Source organism: Shewanella halotolerans, from assembly GCF_019457535.1.
Taxonomy (GTDB): Bacteria; Pseudomonadota; Gammaproteobacteria; order Enterobacterales; family Shewanellaceae; genus Shewanella; species Shewanella halotolerans.
The window spans coordinates 1,952,651-1,972,085 of sequence record NZ_CP080417.1 but is presented as its reverse complement, the minus strand read 5'-3'; the positions used below and the strand labels follow the sequence as shown (position 1 = coordinate 1,972,085).

General features: G+C 52.4%; 18 protein-coding genes. 6 read left to right on the top strand and 12 right to left on the bottom strand.

The features are described 5' to 3' along the window. Positions 1 to 106 precede the first annotated feature (106 nt). The 5 genes from apt to K0H81_RS08460 all read right to left on the bottom strand — a co-directional run bounded on the left by apt (position 107) and on the right by K0H81_RS08460 (position 3,632). Complete coding sequence (gene apt / locus K0H81_RS08480) at positions 107 to 661, bottom strand: adenine phosphoribosyltransferase (protein ID WP_220060555.1); 555 nt, start codon at positions 659 to 661, stop codon at positions 107 to 109. Positions 662 to 820: 159 nt separating this feature from the next. Beyond that, on the bottom strand, positions 821 to 1,189 hold the full coding sequence (locus K0H81_RS08475; RefSeq protein WP_220060554.1) for a YbaN family protein: 369 nt from the start codon (positions 1,187 to 1,189) through the stop codon (positions 821 to 823). A 319-nt stretch (positions 1,190 to 1,508) separates the two neighbouring features. Next, positions 1,509 to 2,252, bottom strand: coding sequence for an HvfC family RiPP maturation protein (locus K0H81_RS08470; protein ID WP_220060553.1), 744 nt, complete (start codon positions 2,250 to 2,252; stop codon positions 1,509 to 1,511). Continuing rightward, positions 2,253 to 3,089, bottom strand: a complete 837-nt coding sequence (locus K0H81_RS08465) for an HvfB family MNIO-type RiPP peptide maturase (protein ID WP_220060552.1) — start codon at positions 3,087 to 3,089, stop codon at positions 2,253 to 2,255. It abuts the gene before it with no gap. 102 nt (positions 3,090 to 3,191) lie between these two features. Further along, positions 3,192 to 3,632, bottom strand: a complete 441-nt coding sequence (locus K0H81_RS08460) for an HvfA family oxazolone/thioamide-modified RiPP metallophore (RefSeq protein WP_011866039.1) — start codon at positions 3,630 to 3,632, stop codon at positions 3,192 to 3,194. 442 nt (positions 3,633 to 4,074) lie between these two features. Between K0H81_RS08460 and dusC the strand changes: the two genes are divergently transcribed. Together dusC and K0H81_RS08450 are read left to right on the top strand one after the other, a co-directional pair. After that, positions 4,075 to 5,004 carry a tRNA dihydrouridine(16) synthase DusC gene (dusC, locus tag K0H81_RS08455; protein WP_220060551.1) on the top strand — a complete coding sequence of 310 codons (930 nt, stop codon included), beginning with the start codon at positions 4,075 to 4,077 and terminating at the stop codon, positions 5,002 to 5,004. 242 nt (positions 5,005 to 5,246) lie between these two features. Beyond that, the gene (locus tag K0H81_RS08450) at positions 5,247 to 5,603 is read left to right on the top strand and encodes a TraR/DksA family transcriptional regulator (protein ID WP_220060550.1); all 357 of its coding nucleotides are present in this window, start codon (positions 5,247 to 5,249) and stop codon (positions 5,601 to 5,603) included. Between the two features lie 195 nt (positions 5,604 to 5,798). Here the strand turns inward: K0H81_RS08450 and K0H81_RS08445 are convergent, their stop codons facing one another. The 7 genes from K0H81_RS08445 to rnm form a co-directional block, all read right to left on the bottom strand. Beyond that, positions 5,799 to 8,477, bottom strand: coding sequence for a TonB-dependent receptor (locus tag K0H81_RS08445; protein ID WP_144202917.1), 2,679 nt, complete (start codon positions 8,475 to 8,477; stop codon positions 5,799 to 5,801). A gap of 590 nt (positions 8,478 to 9,067) precedes the next feature. After that, positions 9,068 to 9,976, bottom strand: a complete 909-nt coding sequence (locus tag K0H81_RS08440) for an exo-alpha-sialidase (RefSeq protein WP_220060549.1) — start codon at positions 9,974 to 9,976, stop codon at positions 9,068 to 9,070. A gap of 402 nt (positions 9,977 to 10,378) precedes the next feature. Beyond that, positions 10,379 to 11,245, bottom strand: coding sequence for a 23S rRNA pseudouridine(2605) synthase RluB (rluB, locus tag K0H81_RS08435; protein WP_220042662.1), 867 nt, complete (start codon positions 11,243 to 11,245; stop codon positions 10,379 to 10,381). After that, positions 11,238 to 11,855, bottom strand: coding sequence for an SMC-Scp complex subunit ScpB (scpB, locus tag K0H81_RS08430; RefSeq protein WP_220060826.1), 618 nt, complete (start codon positions 11,853 to 11,855; stop codon positions 11,238 to 11,240). The genes rluB and scpB overlap by 8 nt, the downstream gene beginning before the upstream one ends. Before the next feature lie 15 nt (positions 11,856 to 11,870). Continuing rightward, complete coding sequence (locus tag K0H81_RS08425) at positions 11,871 to 12,659, bottom strand: segregation and condensation protein A (protein ID WP_011866046.1); 789 nt, start codon at positions 12,657 to 12,659, stop codon at positions 11,871 to 11,873. A 162-nt stretch (positions 12,660 to 12,821) separates the two neighbouring features. Continuing rightward, positions 12,822 to 13,442 carry an L-threonylcarbamoyladenylate synthase gene (locus K0H81_RS08420; protein WP_011866047.1) on the bottom strand — a complete coding sequence of 207 codons (621 nt, stop codon included), beginning with the start codon at positions 13,440 to 13,442 and terminating at the stop codon, positions 12,822 to 12,824. Beyond that, positions 13,439 to 14,299 carry an RNase RNM gene (rnm, locus tag K0H81_RS08415; protein ID WP_220060548.1) on the bottom strand — a complete coding sequence of 287 codons (861 nt, stop codon included), beginning with the start codon at positions 14,297 to 14,299 and terminating at the stop codon, positions 13,439 to 13,441. Before rnm ends, K0H81_RS08420 begins: the two co-directional genes overlap by 4 nt. A 447-nt stretch (positions 14,300 to 14,746) precedes the next feature. On the opposite strand from rnm, the gene K0H81_RS08410 reads away from it, so the two are divergent. The 4 genes from K0H81_RS08410 to trpCF are packed head-to-tail and all read left to right on the top strand — an operon-like array spanning position 14,747 to position 19,408. Then, complete coding sequence (locus K0H81_RS08410) at positions 14,747 to 16,300, top strand: anthranilate synthase component 1 (protein ID WP_220060547.1); 1,554 nt, start codon at positions 14,747 to 14,749, stop codon at positions 16,298 to 16,300. Beyond that, positions 16,297 to 16,908 (top strand): aminodeoxychorismate/anthranilate synthase component II, encoded by a 612-nt coding sequence (locus K0H81_RS08405; protein WP_220060546.1) that lies wholly within the window; start codon positions 16,297 to 16,299, stop codon positions 16,906 to 16,908. The genes K0H81_RS08410 and K0H81_RS08405 overlap by 4 nt, the downstream gene beginning before the upstream one ends. After that, the gene (gene trpD / locus K0H81_RS08400) at positions 16,908 to 17,957 is read left to right on the top strand and encodes an anthranilate phosphoribosyltransferase (RefSeq protein WP_220060545.1); all 1,050 of its coding nucleotides are present in this window, start codon (positions 16,908 to 16,910) and stop codon (positions 17,955 to 17,957) included. The genes K0H81_RS08405 and trpD overlap by 1 nt, the downstream gene beginning before the upstream one ends. Further along, complete coding sequence (gene trpCF, locus K0H81_RS08395) at positions 17,957 to 19,408, top strand: bifunctional indole-3-glycerol-phosphate synthase TrpC/phosphoribosylanthranilate isomerase TrpF (RefSeq protein ID WP_220060544.1); 1,452 nt, start codon at positions 17,957 to 17,959, stop codon at positions 19,406 to 19,408. The genes trpD and trpCF overlap by 1 nt, the downstream gene beginning before the upstream one ends. Positions 19,409 to 19,435 lie beyond the last annotated feature (27 nt).

The window sequence follows — 19,435 nt, the reverse complement described above, 5'->3', positions numbered from 1 at the left end:
GACTCACATATCTCATCGGCCTGACATCACAGATGCCCAGATAGCAAAATGCCGCGGCATAGCCACGGCACTTATATGATCAACCAGAGTGATCAATTAGACGATATTACTCGCCTTCAAACTCACACAGGGTCATCAGAGAGAGGCCCATCTCGGCAAGACGATGCTCGCCGCCAAGCTCTGGCAGAGAGATCACAAACGCCGCGTGCTCAACTTCACCACCGAGCTGACGGATAAGCTTTACTGTCGCTTCGATAGTACCGCCTGTAGCCAGCAAATCGTCGACCACCAATACCTTATCGCCTGGCTTAATGGCATCCGTGTGGATCTCCAACATGTCATGGCCATATTCCAGCTCATAACTCTCAGAAATGGTTTCGCGCGGCAGTTTACCCGGCTTACGCACAGGCACGAAACCGACGCCCAACTCTAACGCCAGCGGCGCGCCGAAGAGGAAGCCACGCGCCTCGGTGCCCACCACTTTGGTTACGCCAAGATCTTTATAGCGCTCAACAAACAGGGCAATCGTCGCCTGATAGGCCGATGGGTCTTCCATTAAACTGGTTACATCGCGAAACATGATCCCTGGTTTCGGATAATCTGGAATTGTCTTAATGCTCTGCTTGATCAAGGCTAACTTGTCTGTATTCATTACTACCATCTTTTTCGTTTGAGCCCTTAAAAAGGACAAACTGGCCATAGGGCCAGTTTTGACTAGAATTTTCGGCTAAAGCTTAAGCTCCTTTGATATGGGTTGCAACAGCGAATGTCACAAAGCTTAACCAAACTCACCGCCAAGGTTCACAATCTAAGTTCACAATCAGTCGTCTAATTCGGGAATTTGCCTGAGATAAAGCAGCAAGCCTGTCAACATGGCCAGCAGCATCAGCTTCACCCACAGCAGCGGCACCAAGATGATACTCACGCTAAAACTCAAACAGGTGGCGATATAGGCCTTGCGCTTCAAGCCGCGGCGAATGGCGCGCTCGCTATGCCAGTTCTGCAGCGCGTCGGCAAACCAAGGGTGGGTCATCAGCCAGTCATGCAGGCGCGAACTCGAGCGGGCAAAACAAAAGGCTGCCAGCAAGATAAAAGGCACGGTCGGCAGCAGCGGAATGGCAATGCCAAGCAGGCCGAGAAACAGGCTGCTAAGGCCTAGGAGTAGATAGAAGCCCCGCTTGATAACCATGAATTCCTCGCATAAAAAAACCACTCAAGAAAGAGTGGTTAGTATACCCGACTTAACTCGCTAAGCTAGTTGCTTAACCGCTTAAAGCTAATGCTTAAGAGATCAGGTTTAGGTGTTTCAACCATGACAGGGTAGCTGGCAGCGTAGGCAACATCATTACCAGCAAGAAACCAAGAAAATAAACAAAATTAAACGGGTCTTTAAACGGCTGACTCATACTTTCCTCACTCATGATTGACAACTTTTATTGATCTAGATCAATTTTCGCCGCCATTATAGTGACAAGCCAGCACGATAGAAAGGCCTAATTGGACAAAATTTATCTCGCGGCGACCACTATGCCCCGCTGAGCCATATCCAGTAGCAACTGCCGACAACCCTCTACTAGCTGAGGCCTCGGCATCTGCTGATAAAGGGTTGCGAGCCAGTCACATAGCGCTGCAAACTCCACACCCTCTTGCTGTTCGATATAGGCCAGCACTTGCGCCGTAAGCGGATTAAGCTGCAAGAAACAGACTTCATCGTCAGCATCCCGGTAGATACAGAAAAAGTTTGGCTGCTCGCTAGGCGCCTCGGGGCGATAGTCGGGGCTGATACGCTGCACCTCAAAATGATATTGGGCCACACTGGCTGCCGAGCTTAACCCCAGGGGCTGGGTTTCCAGGCTTTGCTCGTCAATACGTTGCGACTGTCTGTCATCGAGCGCCGTGGCCACCACCAGCTCCAACCATTCGTAATGAGCCAGCTCTAGCATGAAGGCGGGATCTTGCTCGCTCAGCTGATACTCGTTTTGCAAAAACAGCAAAAACTCCTGGGCGATTTCGATAAAGATCGGCGTCTGACAATCATGGGTCACAAAAAACTGCTGAACGAGCGCCTGCCAGTCATCATCTTCATACAAGGAGCAGAGCACGGGAAAGCCGCTGGCGACAAACCCCTTCACATTATTAAAAAACAGTTCGCGATAGATCCCCATGCGCCTTTCATCCGTCCCCTGAGGCAGGGGCGATGAAGGGTCTTTGATGTAATCGATAAACGACTGCTGAACTTGGGTAAAACTCATCTAGGCGCTCCGATGACTGGGCTGCAATGCCTTAGTCTGATAGTCATGTATCTTGTTGATCTCTTTGAGCAACTCAGAGGTGGCTGGAATATTAAAGTCACGCTCAAGCAAGGTGGGAAACACACCATGGGTCTGATAGCAGATCGCTAACAAACGCCACACGGGGTCGATCACCTCGCTGCCATGGGTATCGACCTTAAGATCTTCCGCCTCATCGTAATGACCGGCAATATGCAGGTAGGCGATACGCTCACTGGGCATGGCCCTTAAGAAGGCCTCGGCGTCATACTGATGATTGATCGCGTTAACATAGATGTTGTTCACATCCAGCAGCAGGCGACAATCTGCCTCTTCAAGCACGGCGCTGACAAACTCGCACTCACTCATCTCGCTCGCGGGCGCGGCGTAAAAGGATACGTTTTCCAGAATAAAGGGGCGCTCTAAGATATCCTGCACCTGCTCGATACGCCTTGCCACGTGGCGCACCGCGCCATCAGTAAAGGGAATTGGCATCAAGTCATACAGATGGCCCTTGCCCGAACAGTAACTTAGGTGCTCCGAATAGATATCTATGCCGTGATGGTCAAGAAAGTGCTTCACCTGTTTAACGAAACGGGTATCTAGGGGCTCAGGCCCGCCGATAGAGAGCGACAGTCCGTGGCAGAAAAACTTGTGCTTCTCGGTTAACTGCCTAAATTGACGGCCAAACTTACCACCAAGTGTCATCCAGTTCTCGGGCGCCACCTCGAAAAAATCGATGGCGCCAGGGACGGACTGGCAAAACTCATCTAGCATCTCGCGGCGCAGGCCGAGCCCCACCTTAGCTTGTGTCATCATCACTCCACCTCTAGTGAACAAATTGACGCATTTACCTTATGTAAAAAGAATTAGGCCAGTGAAAACTGGCCTAATCGAAATGGGCAATTGCCTTAAGGCCGATTACTTATGGCCACCACACTTGCCTTCTTTGCCCTTCTTCATATCTTCGCCACACTTGCCCTCTTTGGCCTTCATGTTCTCGCCACACTTACCTTCTTTGGCTTTCATGTTTTCGCCGCACTTACCCTCTTTATGGGCCTTCATCTGGGCGCCGCATTTACCTTCGCCACACTTACCTTCTTTGGCGCCTTTCTTCATGCCTTCGCCACATTTACCCTCTTTGGCTTTCATGTTCTCGCCGCACTTACCTTCTTTGGCGCCTTTCTTCATGTTCTCACCGCACTTGCCTTCGCCACACTTACCTTCGCCATCGGCGATCTGGTAACCAGCTTGCATTTCACTGTAACCAAACGGATTAGCTTGAGCCTGCGCCGCAAACGCGCTACCAACAAACACAGTGCCTAACGCTACAGCAACAGCAGTATTCTTAACTAATTTCATAATCTCTTCCTTTGTTGATCTCTTATATGCAATGGTTTGCCAACATCAGTGCGTTGCTGGCTCGGATAATATGACCCGGCCCCCTAGATTTTTATTTCAAAAAACTTATCAGGCATCACATTTATGACCCAAATTATGTGTTAGCGCAAGCATCTATACAGCAGTAATCGATTGATCTCACGTCTTTATTGACTAGAAATCGATAAGCCAGTCATAGATAACAAAAGATGCTCACATCTGACCCATGAGTTTGGCTGGGCACAGCCGTTATCCCCACACCTCCTCGCACGCACACAGGCTTTGTATCTGCCAGGCGCTTGACGTAGAATAAGCGCCCTTTTACCCGGTCCGGGCAATACGGTACTCAAGCAGTACGTAAACCATGGCCGACAGGTTCACCTTTTTAGGCTCCGCGCCTTTAATTAATGAGAAAACGAGAATCATGCGTGTCATCTTAGCCCCGATGGAAGGCGTTGCCGACGCCCCTATGCGAGCCCTGCTAACCAGCGTTGGTGGCTATGACATGGTGATCAGCGAATTTATTCGTGTCGTCGATCAACTACTGCCGGAAAAAGTCTTCTACCGACTCTGCGCCGAGCTTAAGTACCAATGCAGAACCGCCTCGGGCACTCCGGTGCGCCTGCAATTGCTGGGGCAGGAGCCTAACTGGATGGCCGAAAATGCCATTCGCGCCGTCGAACTCGGTTCTCGCGGCGTCGATCTCAACTATGGCTGCCCTGCCCCTATGGTTAATCGCAGCAAGGGCGGCGCGGCGCTGTTAAAAGAGCCTGAAACCATTTACCGGGTGACCCAGGCCGTGAGGCAGGCAGTACCCAAGGACAAGCCTGTGTCGGCCAAGATCCGCCTGGGATGGGATGACAAGAGCCGCTGCACCGAAATCGCCCAGGCTATCGAGGCGGCCGGCGCCACCGAACTGACGGTACACGCCCGCACCAAAGAGGAAGCTTACCGACCGCCGGCACACTGGGAATATATCGCGCAGATAAAATCTGTCACTCGCCTGCCCATCATCGCCAATGGCGAGATCTGGGGCAGAGAAGATTACCTCAAATGCCGCGAGGCCAGCGGCTGTGATGACGTCATGCTCGGCCGCGGCGCTCTGACCATCCCCAACCTGGCCCACGTAGTGAAAGGCCAGCAGACGCCTATGCCCTGGCCCGAGGTGTTAGCGCTACTGCTGCAATATTCAGAGTTTGAGATAGTCAGTGAGAAAGAGAAGTACTATCCGGCGCGCATCAAACAGTGGCTGAGGTTTATCGCCCGCCACTATGAGGAGGGCGAAACCCTGTTCCGCCAGGTACGCGTACTGAAAGATACCCAGAGCATCTTGTCCCTGCTACGCAGTTGCTAGCAGGATACTTGTGCCCGACGGTCGCGTCTGCAGGCTCTATGATGCTTCAGGGCTTCTAACCTTCACCTTTCCCTATCTTAAGGCGCGACAAATAGCCAGCCCAGTCGCGCGCCAACTGGTCTGATCTTTACATCCCTAAACGCGATTCACTATAAATGTCACCGACTTTTGATCTTAGTCATAGCCAAGACGCCCAAGCGGTTTAGACTGATTATCTAAGAATATCAACTAGGCAATGATTTGTGAGCAGATCCCATATCAGACATGAACTGTCGGTGCTTGAAGCGAATCTCAGGAAAGAGTTAGGTACCCTGCTGGCATTACATCAAATAACGCTCGATACCCAACAACTGTCGCTGACCAGGTTAATCGACGAGATGACCACGGCCAAACTGGCCGACGAGCCTCTGTTTATCAAGCTGACCCAACTCGATGCGGCGCTGTGCCAGCTGGATCTGGGTCTCTACGGCTTGTGCTCAGACTGCGAGGCCGATATCGAAGCCGAGCGGCTCAACGCCAATCCGCTCGAGCAGCGCTGCACCCAGTGCGCCGCCGATTACTCCCACGAACACAGGCACGAGCTCAGGCTCACCCACTAAGCACAGCTCAATAAGCGGACTGCTTGCTAATCGAGCGGTCCGCTCAATCACGCCAATCGAGTTAACCGCGCCAGCCAAGTTAGTCGCGTCAGTCGACGATTAATTTAAAAGACAATCCACTTAATGATGCCCATAAAAAAGCCTCCTGAATCAGGAGGCTTTTATCGTTAAGTCACAGGGAGGGTGAATAACGATTTAGAACTTCTGGTTAATACGCAGATAGAAGGTACGACCCAATACATCGTATAGGTTGGTGTTCACATCGCGATAACCCGCATAGTCATACCAAGTCGGTGCTTTCTCGTCGAACAGGTTGTTCACACCCACTGTGATAGTACCGTTCCAATCATGGGTGTAACCCACCTGGAAGTTATGCTTGAAGTAGCTTGGTGTGTCGATGATGTAGTCGTAACCAAGATCACGCCACATTGCACCTGACTGACTACCGATATACACGGTTGTCCAAGCCGCGCTGAAATCGTTGTAGTACCAAGCCGCGGCGAAGTTACCACGCCAATCAGGATAGTCTTGCGTACCTGAGTAATCGATCTTCTCAGATTCGGCATCGGCCTGCTCTTTAAAGTCGAGGATGTGAGTAACATCTAGCTTAAGGTTGAAGTCACCGAAGCCTGTCTCGAAGTTGTATGAAGAAGCAAAGTCAAAACCAGATGTTTCCAGCGATGCCTTGTTCACATAACCACTTTCAAGGTACTCAATCTTACCGTCTGGGCCACGAGTCACGAAATCAGAGCCGCCGTTGATCTTCTCATCACGGATCACGTCTGATGCGCTAACGGCTTCAATCTTATTGTCATAAGTGATTGAGTAATATGACAGTTCAACACTCCACGCATCGGTCACGTTCCAGACGCCACCCAATGTCAGTGAGTTACCCTCTTCCGCTTCTAGATTCGGGTTACCACCAAACCAAGTCTTGTGCTGGTTACCTGTAGCACAGTAGTTGGCGTCAGAATTGTTGTTGGCTTCACACCAAACCGAATCATAGGCCTTCTCGAAGCTCAGAGATTGCGACGAGAACATCTCACCCATGTTTGGTGCGCGGAATGAATCACCGTAGCTAGCGCGAAGCAGCAACGAATCAACAGGGCGCCAGCTCAAACCAAACTTAGGTACAACGGCATCGAATGTAGAAGAGTTAGTCACCTGACCTTCTGCACCCGTCAAGGTACCTTCCTGCTCATAACGCTCATAACGTAGCGCCGCTGACAGTTCGAAGTTGGCAGGCAGTGCCATCTGGATTTCGGTATAGGCAGACTGACGTGTACGCTCAGCATCAACATCGTCACCACCCGAACCACCAGAGATAATGCCAGAAGCCGACTCTGGATCAGAGGTTTGCTTGAAGTTGATCATCTCATACTCTAAACCACCTACGATGGCCACAGAGAAATCACCTTGTTCATACAGCATGGTGCTGGCAAGACCGTCGATCTGCGTGCTGTCGAATTTACCTTGGTATACACCAGTGTGGTTTGCGGCAGAATACAGTGCTGTCATCTGCTGCTCCCACTCTGCATAGCTCATACCTGAGGTATTGAAGACATCATAGTTGCCAGTATCGATCTCGCTCTGAATGATGTTGTCGTTGATCAGGTTGTAGTTAAAGGCGTTAGTGGTCGATGCAGAATGCTGTGCGTTCAGCTCCCAATCGATACCATTACCCACGTCGGCATAACCCACGAAACCACCTAGGATATCGAAACTGTTTGTTTCGGTTAGGGTGTCACGCTCACCAATCTGGACAGAGCGCATGTACAGCGTCATGTCCTTACCCGTTGGGTTATATTGGTTATCCGCGCTCATCACAGGATAGTTAGTCGATACGGGCGTACCGGCATAACGTGTGTTGGTTTCGCTCAAAGATGCGGTACCGCGACCACGGAAGCGAATGTTATCCGTGATGTCATAGTTAAAGTTGGTCATGAAAGAGTTGCGGGTCATGTCACCAAATAGCTTGGTTACCGCACCATAGCTGTATAGACAGCGACCATTGTTCTGACCATCTGTGGTATCGGCAACGTTATCGGTATCGGCACACATCTCAGAGTTTGAGTAGAATGCATAGATATCATCGCCATCGGCATCTTTCTCGCCGGTGTTATAGTAGCCATTCGGTACAGAGCTAAAAGAGCTGTAGTCACCATAGCTAGGATCATCCATGTTCCAAATGTCACGGTCCATCACAGCCTTAGTGTCATAGTACTCATAGGTAAAAGTCACATTACCTTTCTCAGAGTTGAAGCCTGCCGCAATAGAGAAACGATTGGCATCGCCGCCTTCTACGCTAGGCTGCTCTGTGCTGTAGTCGACTTGGAATCCATCAAACTCTTTCTTGGTAATGATGTTAATTACACCTGCTACGGCATCTGAGCCATAAACCGCAGAAGCACCATCACGTAGGATCTCAATACGTTCAACGATTGCTAGTGGGATCTGAGATGTATCTGCCTCGGCACCCGAGCTAGAGCTGGTACCAGGCATACGACGGCCATCAAGCAATACCAAGGTAGCCTGAGAACCTAAACCACGCATGTTAACTGTTGAAGTCGCACTCGCACCCGAACCATAACCCGAAGTACCACGCCAAGAACCAAAGGCGTTGATAGAAGAGTTATTCAATACGTCGGCAACAGTTTTTTCACCGGTCAACGCGATATCTGCCGCACTTAATACAGTCACAGGAGACGAAGTCTCCATATCAACTTGCTTAATACGCGAACCAGTTACTTCGATGCGTTCAACTTTATCGCTTTGCTCTTCAGCAATTGCGATACCAGAAAATGCAATGCTAGATGTCGCGGCGGCAAATAAGCCTACGCGAACCGCTTTTGCTGTTAAGGTCAAAGAGTTCATATGTTTCCCTCACAATACGAAACCAGACAATCTGAGTTTCGATCATTAATTTATTTTTTATTTTTAAAATAAGAAGAATGTCCTTCGGTGAAGATATTGTGAAAAAAGATAAAACAAGTCAACGCCGTTAACATGAAAATAACCACAATGATAAAAATTGATACAACTCGATAATGAAAAACAATCATACCAACCCGACAACTAAAACTTAATCGACTGATTTACAAGGTTTTTGTGAAACTACCAAGATTGTCGAAAAATGTAAAAATGAAAAAACAATCAGCCGATACAAATTTATACCTCTGTGTCAAATATGTTTAACAGGTTAACGAAAGATCAATTAAATATAAAAAACAACCACAAAAGTAACAATGTAAAATAATGTATCCTGATGGTAAGAAAGGTTAAATAACAATTTTAACAACAAAAACGTTAAACCTTATTTATTACGCACCTTAACCTTTACCTTAAAAATAAATTAAAAAGTCACAGAATTAGCAAGAATTGACATTCAGGATATTTGACTAAACAAAAAGAGAAAATGCAGAAGTGATAAAGACCAAATGATGTCTCACTTGGTCTTAAATAGGTTAAAGGGCAATTTTAGCGAAATAAATAGCGCAGTCACCTTCGTGGGAGGAGTAATAACTGACCATCAAGGTATTATCACAGAGCACGACACCGGCATAACTGGTGTCCCCGCCCGAAGGCAGGCTCAGTAGCTCCTCTATCTGAGCCGTTTGCCGATCGATCGCCACCAGAGAGGTACGCACACGACCATCATAGAGGCGCACCACACCATAAAGCTGACCTTGATAGAGAAAGATTACGGGTCCCCCTACGCGGCAGTTCACCGTTTGCCAATGCCACTGGGTATAGGGGGGAGCAGACTCGCCCAGCAATGCACGCTCATCGGTTTGCCACAGTGGATCCCGGCGCAGCAGACAGATGGCTTTGTCTTCCTCGTCGAACACTAAACCAGACTCATTGACATAACCGGCCTGACTAAGCTTCTCCACTAAGGGATGAAAATCGGTATTAGCGTCGCTCTTATACAGCGCCGCATAGCCATCATGTTCATGACAATAATAGGCTATGCCATAGAAGTAGCCCTTGTGGGGCGTTATGCGCCACAGCCACTCTCTCTCTTTCACCAGCGCCCTTGGCGCAGACCAATGTATCCCATCATCAGATTGCCAACAGTAAGAGCGCATGCCCTCGCCCTCATGCATAGCGGCGCCGCCAAACAGGAATAGGCTATCCCCCTCGACCACCAGCTTACCGTCCCTGAGGTCGGCAAAATCGGCCTCGATGAGGGCAACACTATGCCAGTCTTGTCCATCATTGTTAGAGCATAAGATCCGCAGCGCGCCATCAGGTGACACATGGGCACTGGCTTCCCTGAATACGCAATAGAGCTTGCCGCGATAGAGAGCAAGATCGGTAAAGGCATTGTGAGCCGACTTATCCCATATTTTGCTGACTGAGCATAATTTCATCTTGCGTTCCCTGTAGCCAATAAGCTTCATCATGGCTGACGACGACAGATGACTCAAGTCTGTGAGGCTTAGGGAAGGTGCGAATAAGTCCCGTGCTTGCTCTGCGTGTGCTTAAAGTGGGTAGATGCAAGGCACAGTTTGCAGCGAATGGCCCTAGTCCTTCGCAAGAACTGTAACGCAGCAAATACCACTGTAAGCCTCGACCTGCGGGGCTTTGGTAGCAACACCATTTCGGCGTTATTCAACTTCAGCAGGCCTCGGCATGTCCTCAGTTGAATGCCTTGAACTGCCGCTGCTATCAAAGCCATAGCTGTGTGACGACTTGTTCGCACCTTCCTTAGGCAACACTAGAAAAAAGCATAAAAAAAGCCGCACGAGGCGGCTTTTACTACAAACTTAATTTTAGCTTCTTTGACGCGGCGTCTTACCCGCTGTGGTCTTGTGCTTACGCACGGCGCGGCGGATCTTAGCGCTTTTCACCTTGGCGCGGGCCACACTGTGTTTGTCTGTGCCCAGCAGGGTGCGCGTCTCTTCATCCATGCCGGCCAGCTTACGCAGATAGTTTACCTGCTCGATTGGTAGCTCGACCCAGCCGCCACGAGGCAGGGATTTAGGCAGATCTATCATACCGTAGCGAATACGGATCAGGCGGCTCACCTGCACTTCCTGGGATTCCCACAGGCGGCGAACCTCACGGTTACGACCTTCGGCCAGCGACACATGCCACCACTTGTTCATGCCTTCGCCACCAGCAGGCTTCACCTTGTCAAAATGAGCCGGGCCATCTTCCAAGGTTACGCCACTGCGCAGACGCTGAATGCAGGCATCGGTTACCTCACCAAAGGTGCGCACGGCGTATTCACGCTCCACCTCATGGGATGGATGCATCAGGCGGTTGGCCAGCTCACCGTCAGAGGTAAACAGCAACAAGCCTGAGGTGTTGATATCCAGACGACCTACCGCAACCCAGCGAGAATCTCGGGTCTTAGGCAGACGGTCGAATACCGTCGGGCGCCCTTCGGGATCTTTGCGGCTGCAGATCTCCCCTTCAGGCTTATGATAGGCGATCACGCGGCATACCAAGTCGTCTTCCGACTTAATCGATACCGTACGACCATCGATACGCACCTTGGCATCGGCCTCGATACGATCGCCCAATTTGGCAATTTCACCGTCTATACTAACTCGACCTGCAGCAATCCATGCCTCCATCTCACGACGGGAGCCATGGCCTGCACGGGCCAAGACTTTCTGCAATTTTTCACTCATTAGTAGACTCTTCATTGGTTTGAGGCGCTGTATTGTCAGGGGTCGATTCGACCGCCTGGGTTTGTCCAAACAGCGCCGCTAGTGACTCGGCATCGGATAAGGGAGGAAGGTCCGCTATCCTGTCCAAGCCAAAATAGGCTAAAAATTCATTTGTGGTCGCATAGAGCGCGGGCCTGCCCGGCACCTCTTTATGACCAACAATCTTAATCCAGTGTCTATCGGATAGACTCTTGATGATATGGCTTCCCACGGCCACACCACGTACAAACTCAATATCGGCGCGGGTGACCGGCTGACGATAGGCGATCACCGCCAGAGTCTCCAGGGTCGCCCGGGAATATCTCGGCGCCTTCTCTTGCCACAGAGGCTGCAGATAGGGACTCAAGGTCTCGATGGACTGAAAACGATAGCCGCCCGCCACCTTGACTAACTCTATGCCGCGTCCCTGATAATCCTGCTGCAACTCCTCTATGGCGGCCTTCACCTTGGCGCGGGAGACGCTAAAGTTTGCCAGCACACTTTCATTTAAGTGCTTGATAGAGACAGTCCTAGCCATCACAAACAGACTGGCTTCAATCAACTGCTTGAGCTGATCCGGGTTTATTTGCAGTTTCTTACTCGACAATCAATAGGCCCTAACATGTATGGTCGACAGCGGCTGCGCTTGAATTAGGTCAACCAGAAGCTCTTTTACCAGCTCCATCAGCGCAAGAAAGCTCACAACCACGCCGGCTCGCCCCTCAGAAACATCAAACAGCTGCTCGAAAGGCACATAGGACTTGCCTTCTAGCATAGCCAATATTTGCGTCATGCGTTCCCGTGTCGACAGATGCTCACGCTGCACATGGTGATGCTCTGTGGCCTCAACCCGCTTTAACACGGCGGCGAAGGCACCGGCCAACTCCACCAGGGAAACCGACGGCGGCACTAATACCGGCTTGATATCAGGCGCGGGCAACACCTTAGCCTGAAACACATCTCGCTCGAGTCGCGGCAAGGCATCTAGCCTTTGCTGCGCGTCTTTAATCACCTCGTAGGCCTTAAGCTGTCTTATCAGCTGGGCACGGGGATCGGCCTCATCTTCCTCTGCAAGTTCGGGTCTTGGCAGCAAGAGGCGCGACTTGATCTCGGCCAGGGTTGCGGCCATCACCAGATAGTCGGCGGCCAGTTCCACCCTCGCCCCCTGCAACAGCTCGATATACTCGAGATATTGATCCGTCACCGGCGCAATGGCCATCTCGACCACATCCAGTTTCTGTTTGCGGATCAGATAGAGCAGCAGATCCAGCGGGCCTTCGAAAGACTCGAGAAACACCTCTAGCGCCTCGGGCGGAATAAAGAGATCCGCCGGCAGCTCCTTAACGGGCTCGCCCCTGACCACGGCCAAAGGTAAACTTTGCTGAGTCCCCTGCATCCGCTCTCCAAGTCAGCAGACAGCATTTGCCTGCCAAAGGCTAAAGGTTAGATAATAACGATAAATTACCGCCATTTAGGGCGAATAATCACCGGTTTCTGGCGAGGCTAATCGACACCAAACGCGCGATTATACCTGCAAATTTGACCAATAGACAGGGCTTTAGCCAAACTGGCTAACATCACCTGCACCTTCACGTAAGATCTCAATATCGCCCTCTGAAAGATCGATAACCGTAGTCGGTTTTTCCCCCAGATAACCGCCATGAATAATCACGTCTACCTGATGCTCTAGGATGTCACGGATATGCTCGGGATCTGACTCGGTAAACTCTTCACCCGGCAGGATAAGACTGGTAGACATCAGCGGTGCATCGAGCGCCTCAAGCAACGCCAGGGCAATCACATTGTCTGGCACGCGAATACCGATTGTCTTCTTCTTCGGGTTCTGTAAGCGCTTAGGCACCTCTTTGGTGGCCTTGAAGATGAAGGTAAAAGGACCAGGGGTGTTGTGCTTAAGCACGCGGTAAGCCTGGTTATCCACCCTGGCATAGGTCGCCAGCTCAGACTGATCACGCACCATCAAGGAGAAGTTGTGATCGTTCTCGATCTGACGAATACGCACTATACGGGTCATCGCATCCTTCTCACCCAGCAGACAACCTAGGGCATAGCCAGAGTCTGTGGGATAGACCACCACGCCACCTTGCTTGATCACATTGACCGCCTGATTAATCAGACGAACCTGAGGATTTTCCTCATGTACATAAAAAAATTGACTCATGGGTTTCCCATCCAATTATCCATTTGCCAAACCCAATCGACACCTTGGGGTTGGAACATATTTCTACCTAACTCGAGCCAGCTACCGGGAAAATGAAAATCGCTTCCCAGCGAGGCATGCAGTTCATTAAGCCGACTCAAGGCAATTAAATTGTTACGATCGTCCAGGGTCTGCTGACCCAGCACCACTTCCATGGCATCGCCACCGGCGGCCTTAAATTCACGTACCAGACGCTTTAACCATTTGGCCGACAACTTGTAACCGCTGGGGTGTGCCAGCACGGCAACGCCGCCCGCCTCATGAATGATGGCGATAGCGGTTTCCATGTCAGACCAATTGTTCGGCACATAGCCTGTCTTACCCCGCGCCAGGTATTTCTTGAACACGGCGGCTGCATTGGTGGCATAGCCGTTGTCCGCCAGCCAGCGCGCATAGTGGCCGCGACTCAGGGCGGCGCCTTCGGCTAACGCCTTAGCCCCTTCATAGGCGCCGCTGATCCCCGCCTTCTCCAGGCGCACGCCTATCTCCATCGCCCGCGCCTCACGCAAGGCCCGCTGCTGGGTCAAGAAGGCATCCAGCCCTTGATGTTCAGGATCAATATTTAAGGCGACGATATGAATATCGAAGTTATTCCAGCGGGTAGAGATCTCGCAGCCGTTAATCAGAGTCAAAGGCTCTGCTTGACTGTCGTTGAAGCTGTGGGCTTCCTTAAGACCGGCTAAGGTATCGTGATCGGTAATGGCCAGCATCTGCACCCCATTATCCAGGGCACGGGCCACTAATTCTGACGGGGTTAACTGGCCGTCGGATGCCGTGGTGTGGCTGTGAAGATCGATTAAACGCGTTTCATCTGTCATCCCTTTATTCTACTCGACTTTGTTATTAGAAACATCTAATTGGATGAAAATGGACGAAATTGCATGAGATTCGTTAAATCTCCTCGGCAATCACTGCAGATTGTGATCTTAAAGTGCTAAATAACAGCCAAATAGAAAAATATTCAATTGACAAGGCAACGGGGGGGATGTTTTTATATAGCCACCAACAAGATTTTACCTTTACATGAGATAGACACTGAAATGACGACGCAGCTATTCAACAACATCAACTGGTGGTGGCACTTCCCAACATAGCGGGTGGTGTGAATTTCTGTGCTCATGTAAAAGAGACAAGATTTAAACAAAAAGCCCGCACTCGATGCGGGCTTTTTGCATTTAATCGCCTAATTTTATTAATAGATTTATAAACGACTAACCCACACGCATAAACAAGTTAGTCTACTATCGGCAAGTAGGAGCGCAAATATGGGGCAAGAGTTTCTGGCCAGCGTCAACACCATAAAGGAGCGGATCACCTATCATGATGATCCTCTCCAGCTGTATCAGCACCTGACGCAGGATGCGGCACATACCATGTTGCTGGAGTCGGCTGAGATCGACAGTAAGGACCACCTTAAAAGCATCATCATGACCCACGCCGCCCTGGCCATACGTTGTGAAGGTTACCAACTCAGCTTCACCGCGCTGAGCGACAATGGTCAGGCGCTGCTCGCCCCCATCGCCCGCTTCTTCGGCGAAGATGAAAACTTGGTCGATGGCAAGGCGTTGACCTTAGTCCTGCAAAAAGACACCTCGCTCCTGGATGAAGATGCCAGATTAAAATCTACCTCACCGCTCGATGGCCTGCGCAGCCTGATAAAGCATATCGACATGGGCAATGATGCCCAGTTTGAGAGCCTGTTCCTCGGCGGCGTACTGGCGTTCGATCTTATCGACACGGTAGAGCCGCTTCCCAAGGTGAGTCAGAGCGCCAATACCTGCCCTGATTACCTCTTCTACCTCGCCGAAACCCTGATCCTGGTCGATCATCAAGCACGCAGCGCCGACATCATCAGCCATGACTTTACTCAGAATGCGGAAATTAAGGCGGCATTGGCCGAGCGAGTCGCCCAGCTGCACCAGGCCTGTAGCAGCCTTCCCGATATCGCTCCGCTCTGCCCTGTGGATGCCGAGACCCAGGTTAATGTGTCAGATGATGAGTTTAAGAACATAGTGACAGATCTTAAGTCTCATATCGTCGCTGGCGATATCTTTCAGGTGGTGCCATCACGCAGCTTCAGCCTGCCTTGCCCGAATGCCCTAGGCGCCTACCGCGCCCTGAGACTGACCAATCCCAGCCCCTACATGTTCTACTTCAGAGGTGATGACTTTACCCTGTTTGGTGCCTCACCCGAGAGCGCCCTCAAATATGAAGCCAGCACCAACCAGGTGGAGATCTACCCCATCGCCGGTACCCGCAAACGCGGCAAGACTGAGAGCGGCGAGATCGATTTCGATCTCGACAGCCGCATCGAGCTGGAACTGCGCCTGGATAAGAAAGAGCTTTCCGAGCACCTGATGTTGGTGGACTTGGCCCGTAACGATGTGGCCCGCATCAGCCAGAGCGGCACCCGCAAGGTGGCCGAGCTGCTGAAAGTGGATCGCTACTCCCATGTGATGCACCTGGTCAGCCGGGTCACTGGCCAGCTTAGATCCGACCTCGATGCCCTGCACGCCTATCAGGCCTGCATGAACATGGGCACCCTTACCGGTGCGCCCAAGGTGAGCGCGGCCCAGCTTATTCGCGGCGCCGAAAAGACCCGCCGCGGCAGCTATGGCGGGGCCGTGGGCTATCTCAACGGCCTTGGCGACATGGACACCTGCATAGTGATCCGCTCCGCCTTCGTTAAAGCGGGCAAGGCCCATATTCAAGCCGGCGCAGGTGTGGTGTATGACTCAGATCCCCAGGCGGAAGCCGACGAAACCCGCCAGAAGGCTCAGGCGGTCATATCAGCCATCAAGATGGGAGGCGGACAATGAAGCTCTACCTACTGGATAATTTCGACTCTTTTACCTACAACCTGGTGGATCAGTTCCGCAGCTTGGGCTTCGAGGTGGTGATCTACCGCAACGACTTAGATGCCCAGTTTATCGCCGACAAATTACTGCAAGAGCAAGGCAAGGCGGCGCTGGTGTTGTCACCCGGCCCGGGAGCGCCCCATGAGGCGGGCTGCCTGATGGCGCTTATCGGCCTGTTGGCTGGCAAGGTGCCCATGCTGGGGATCTGTTTGGGCCACCAGGCGATGATCGAACACTTCGGCGGCAAGGTGGAGCGCGCCAAGCAGGTGGTTCATGGCAAGGCCAGCCCGACTATTCACAAGGGCCAGGGGATCTTCGCCGGTCTGCCCTCGCCTCTGCCGGTAGCCCGATACCACAGCTTGGTAGCGACACAGGTGCCCGACTGCCTGGAGGTGATTGCCACCACAGAGGAGATGCCCATGGCCATCTCCCACAAGAGCGTCAAGGCGGTGGGCTTTCAGTTCCACCCAGAGTCTATCTTGACCACACTCGGCAGCCAGTTGCTGACCCAGACATTGACCTACCTGACCCAAGATGCCCAACTAAGCAGCGGCCAAGGAGTAAAGTAATGAGTGAACTACAGCCGATTTTCGACAGGCTTTATCAGGGGCAAACCATCAGCCGCGAGGAGACCAAGGCGCTGTTTAGCGAGATAGTCGAGGGCAAGATGGATCCCGTGGCCATGGCCGGCATGTTGGTCGCGATGAAGATGCGCGGCGAGACCATAGATGAGATCTCCGGCGCCGCCGACGCCCTGCTGCAAGCCGCCAAGGCCTTTCCCGCCCCCAGTGAGGCGACACGCACCCAGGGCATAGTGGATATCGTGGGTACGGGCGGTGACGGTCACAACACCATCAACATCTCGACCACCTCAGCCTTCGTGGCCGCCGCGGCGGGCGCTAAGGTGGCCAAGCACGGCAATCGCAGCGTATCGAGCAAGTCTGGCTCGTCTGATCTGCTGGCGCAGTTTGGTATCGATCTCACCATGGCGCCCGAGACCGCCCGGGACTGTCTCGACGACTTGGGGCTCTGTTTCCTGTTCGCGCCCCACTATCACGGCGGAGTGCGCCACGCGGTGCCTGTGCGTCAGGCTCTGAAGACCCGCACCCTGTTTAACGTCTTAGGTCCATTGATCAATCCAGCTAGGCCCGACTACATGCTGCTGGGGGTCTATGATCCTATGCTGGTGCGTCCTATCTGCGACGTGCTCAAGGCGCTGGATGTAAAACGCGCCATGGTAGTCCACGGCAGCGGCCTGGATGAGGTAGCGGTACACGGCGAGACCTTAGTCTGTGAGCTGAAACAGGACGAAATCGTCGAATATTACCTCTCACCCGAGGCCCTGGGGCTAAGCCGCGCCGAGATAAGCGATCTCGCCGGCGCAGGCCCTGCAGAAAACGCCGAAATCACCCGCGCCATATTGCAAGGCCATGGCCAGTTGGCGCACACTGAGGCGGTAGCTGCCAATGCGGGCTGCGCCCTCTATGTGTCCGGCTGCTGTGACAGTCCACAGCAAGGCACGGCGCTGGCGCTACAGACCCTCGCCAGCGGCAGGGCATACACCCTACTCGAGCAGCTTGCTAGCGCGAGCCAAAGTGACAACCTAGGAACAAACTGATGCAAGCGAGTGTAAACAGTCAAACTGGCGAATCCAAGACAAGCAGCAACGTGCTAACCCGTATCGTCGACACTAAACCGGCCCACATCGCCGCCCTGAAACTGCGCTTCCCCGAGGCATCACTAACACCCAAGGTGTCGGATCGCAGCCTGTATCAGGCCCTCAAGGCGCCCAATGCCGGCTTCATCTTCGAATGCAAGAAGGCCAGCCCCTCTAAGGGCCTTATCAGGCAAGCGTTCGACGTCGAGGCCATCGCCGATGTCTACAATCATTATGCCGCGGCCATCTCGGTACTGACCGACGAGCAGTTTTTTCAGGGCGACATGGATTACCTGCCCAAGGTACGTGCCCGGGTGAGCCAACCCATCTTATGTAAAGATTTCTTCGTCGATCCCTATCAGGTGAAACTGGCGGCCCACCAGGGCGCCGATGCCATACTGCTGATGTTGTCGGTACTGGATAATGAGCATTACCGTCAGCTTGCCAGCCTGGCAGCCCAGTACAAGCTGGATGTGCTGACCGAGGTTAGCAATGAAGAGGAGCTCAAGCGCGCCATCGCCCTGGACGCCGCCATCATAGGGATCAACAACCGCAACCTAAGAGATCTCACCACAGATCTGGCGACCACAGAGGCGCTCGCGCCGCACATCCCAGCTGACCGCGTGGTAGTGAGCGAGTCAGGCATCTACACTCAGCAGCAGGTGAGACGCCTGAGCCCCCTGGTAGATGGCTTCCTGGTAGGCAGCTCGCTGATGGCCGAGGCCGATCTGGATCTTGCCTGCCGCGCCCTGACCCTTGGCCACAACAAGGTGTGCGGCCTGACCCGCACTGAAGATGTGCGCGCCGTCACTGATGCCGGCGCCCTCTACGGCGGACTTATCTTTGCCAAGAAATCGCCTCGCTACGTGAGCCCAGAGCAGGCACTAGACTTACTCGAGCAGCAGCGAAACTATGGTAAGGAGCTGAATTTTGTCGGCGTCTTCGTCAACGAAGAGGTCACCACCATCGCCGAGCTGGCCAAACGTTTAAACCTGTTTGCGGTGCAGCTTCACGGCAGCGAGAGCGAATATGATATCGATCAGCTCAGACTTAAGCTAAATGAACTTGATTGCCAGACCCAGATCTGGAAGGCGGTAGCCGTCAGCGTCGATAGCGACGATTGCCAGGCCCCCTCCACGCCAGCCAATGCCGATCGCCTACTCTACGACAGCAAGACAAAGGCGACAGACGGTGTGCAGTTTGGCGGCACGGGCCATGCCTTTAACTGGCAGCAGCAACTGCCGCAAAAGGCTGATGCCATATTGGCCGGTGGGCTTAACGCAGGCAATGCCTTCGACGCCGCACGGCAGGGCTTCTTCGGCCTGGACTTTAACTCGGGCCTCGAGTCGGCTCCCGGCATCAAGGATGCAGAGCTTATCAAGCAAGCCTTTACCGCCCTTAGACAATATTAACGTTTTGCGGCGCACCTTAACGGCGCC

Excerpts from the sequence above, each read along its gene's own strand:
- K0H81_RS08405 (WP_220060546.1), top strand. The coding sequence starts at position 16,297 with ATGAAGCTCTACCTACTGGATAATTTCGACTCTTTTACCTACAACCTG.
- K0H81_RS08470 (WP_220060553.1), bottom strand. The coding sequence starts at position 2,252 with ATGAGTTTTACCCAAGTTCAGCAGTCGTTTATCGATTACATCAAAGAC.
- K0H81_RS08445 (WP_144202917.1), bottom strand. The coding sequence starts at position 8,477 with ATGAACTCTTTGACCTTAACAGCAAAAGCGGTTCGCGTAGGCTTATTT.
- K0H81_RS08440 (WP_220060549.1), bottom strand. The coding sequence starts at position 9,976 with ATGAAATTATGCTCAGTCAGCAAAATATGGGATAAGTCGGCTCACAAT.
- K0H81_RS08425 (WP_011866046.1), bottom strand. The coding sequence starts at position 12,659 with ATGCAGGGGACTCAGCAAAGTTTACCTTTGGCCGTGGTCAGGGGCGAG.
- rnm (WP_220060548.1), bottom strand. The coding sequence starts at position 14,299 with ATGACAGATGAAACGCGTTTAATCGATCTTCACAGCCACACCACGGCA.
- trpD (WP_220060545.1), top strand. The coding sequence starts at position 16,908 with ATGAGTGAACTACAGCCGATTTTCGACAGGCTTTATCAGGGGCAAACC.
- rluB (WP_220042662.1), bottom strand. The coding sequence starts at position 11,245 with ATGAGTGAAAAATTGCAGAAAGTCTTGGCCCGTGCAGGCCATGGCTCC.
- dusC (WP_220060551.1), top strand. The coding sequence starts at position 4,075 with ATGCGTGTCATCTTAGCCCCGATGGAAGGCGTTGCCGACGCCCCTATG.
- K0H81_RS08475 (WP_220060554.1), bottom strand. The coding sequence starts at position 1,189 with ATGGTTATCAAGCGGGGCTTCTATCTACTCCTAGGCCTTAGCAGCCTG.
- K0H81_RS08410 (WP_220060547.1), top strand. The coding sequence starts at position 14,747 with ATGGGGCAAGAGTTTCTGGCCAGCGTCAACACCATAAAGGAGCGGATC.
- K0H81_RS08420 (WP_011866047.1), bottom strand. The coding sequence starts at position 13,442 with ATGAGTCAATTTTTTTATGTACATGAGGAAAATCCTCAGGTTCGTCTG.
- K0H81_RS08460 (WP_011866039.1), bottom strand. The coding sequence starts at position 3,632 with ATGAAATTAGTTAAGAATACTGCTGTTGCTGTAGCGTTAGGCACTGTG.
- apt (WP_220060555.1), bottom strand. The coding sequence starts at position 661 with ATGGTAGTAATGAATACAGACAAGTTAGCCTTGATCAAGCAGAGCATT.
- trpCF (WP_220060544.1), top strand. The coding sequence starts at position 17,957 with ATGCAAGCGAGTGTAAACAGTCAAACTGGCGAATCCAAGACAAGCAGC.
- K0H81_RS08465 (WP_220060552.1), bottom strand. The coding sequence starts at position 3,089 with ATGATGACACAAGCTAAGGTGGGGCTCGGCCTGCGCCGCGAGATGCTA.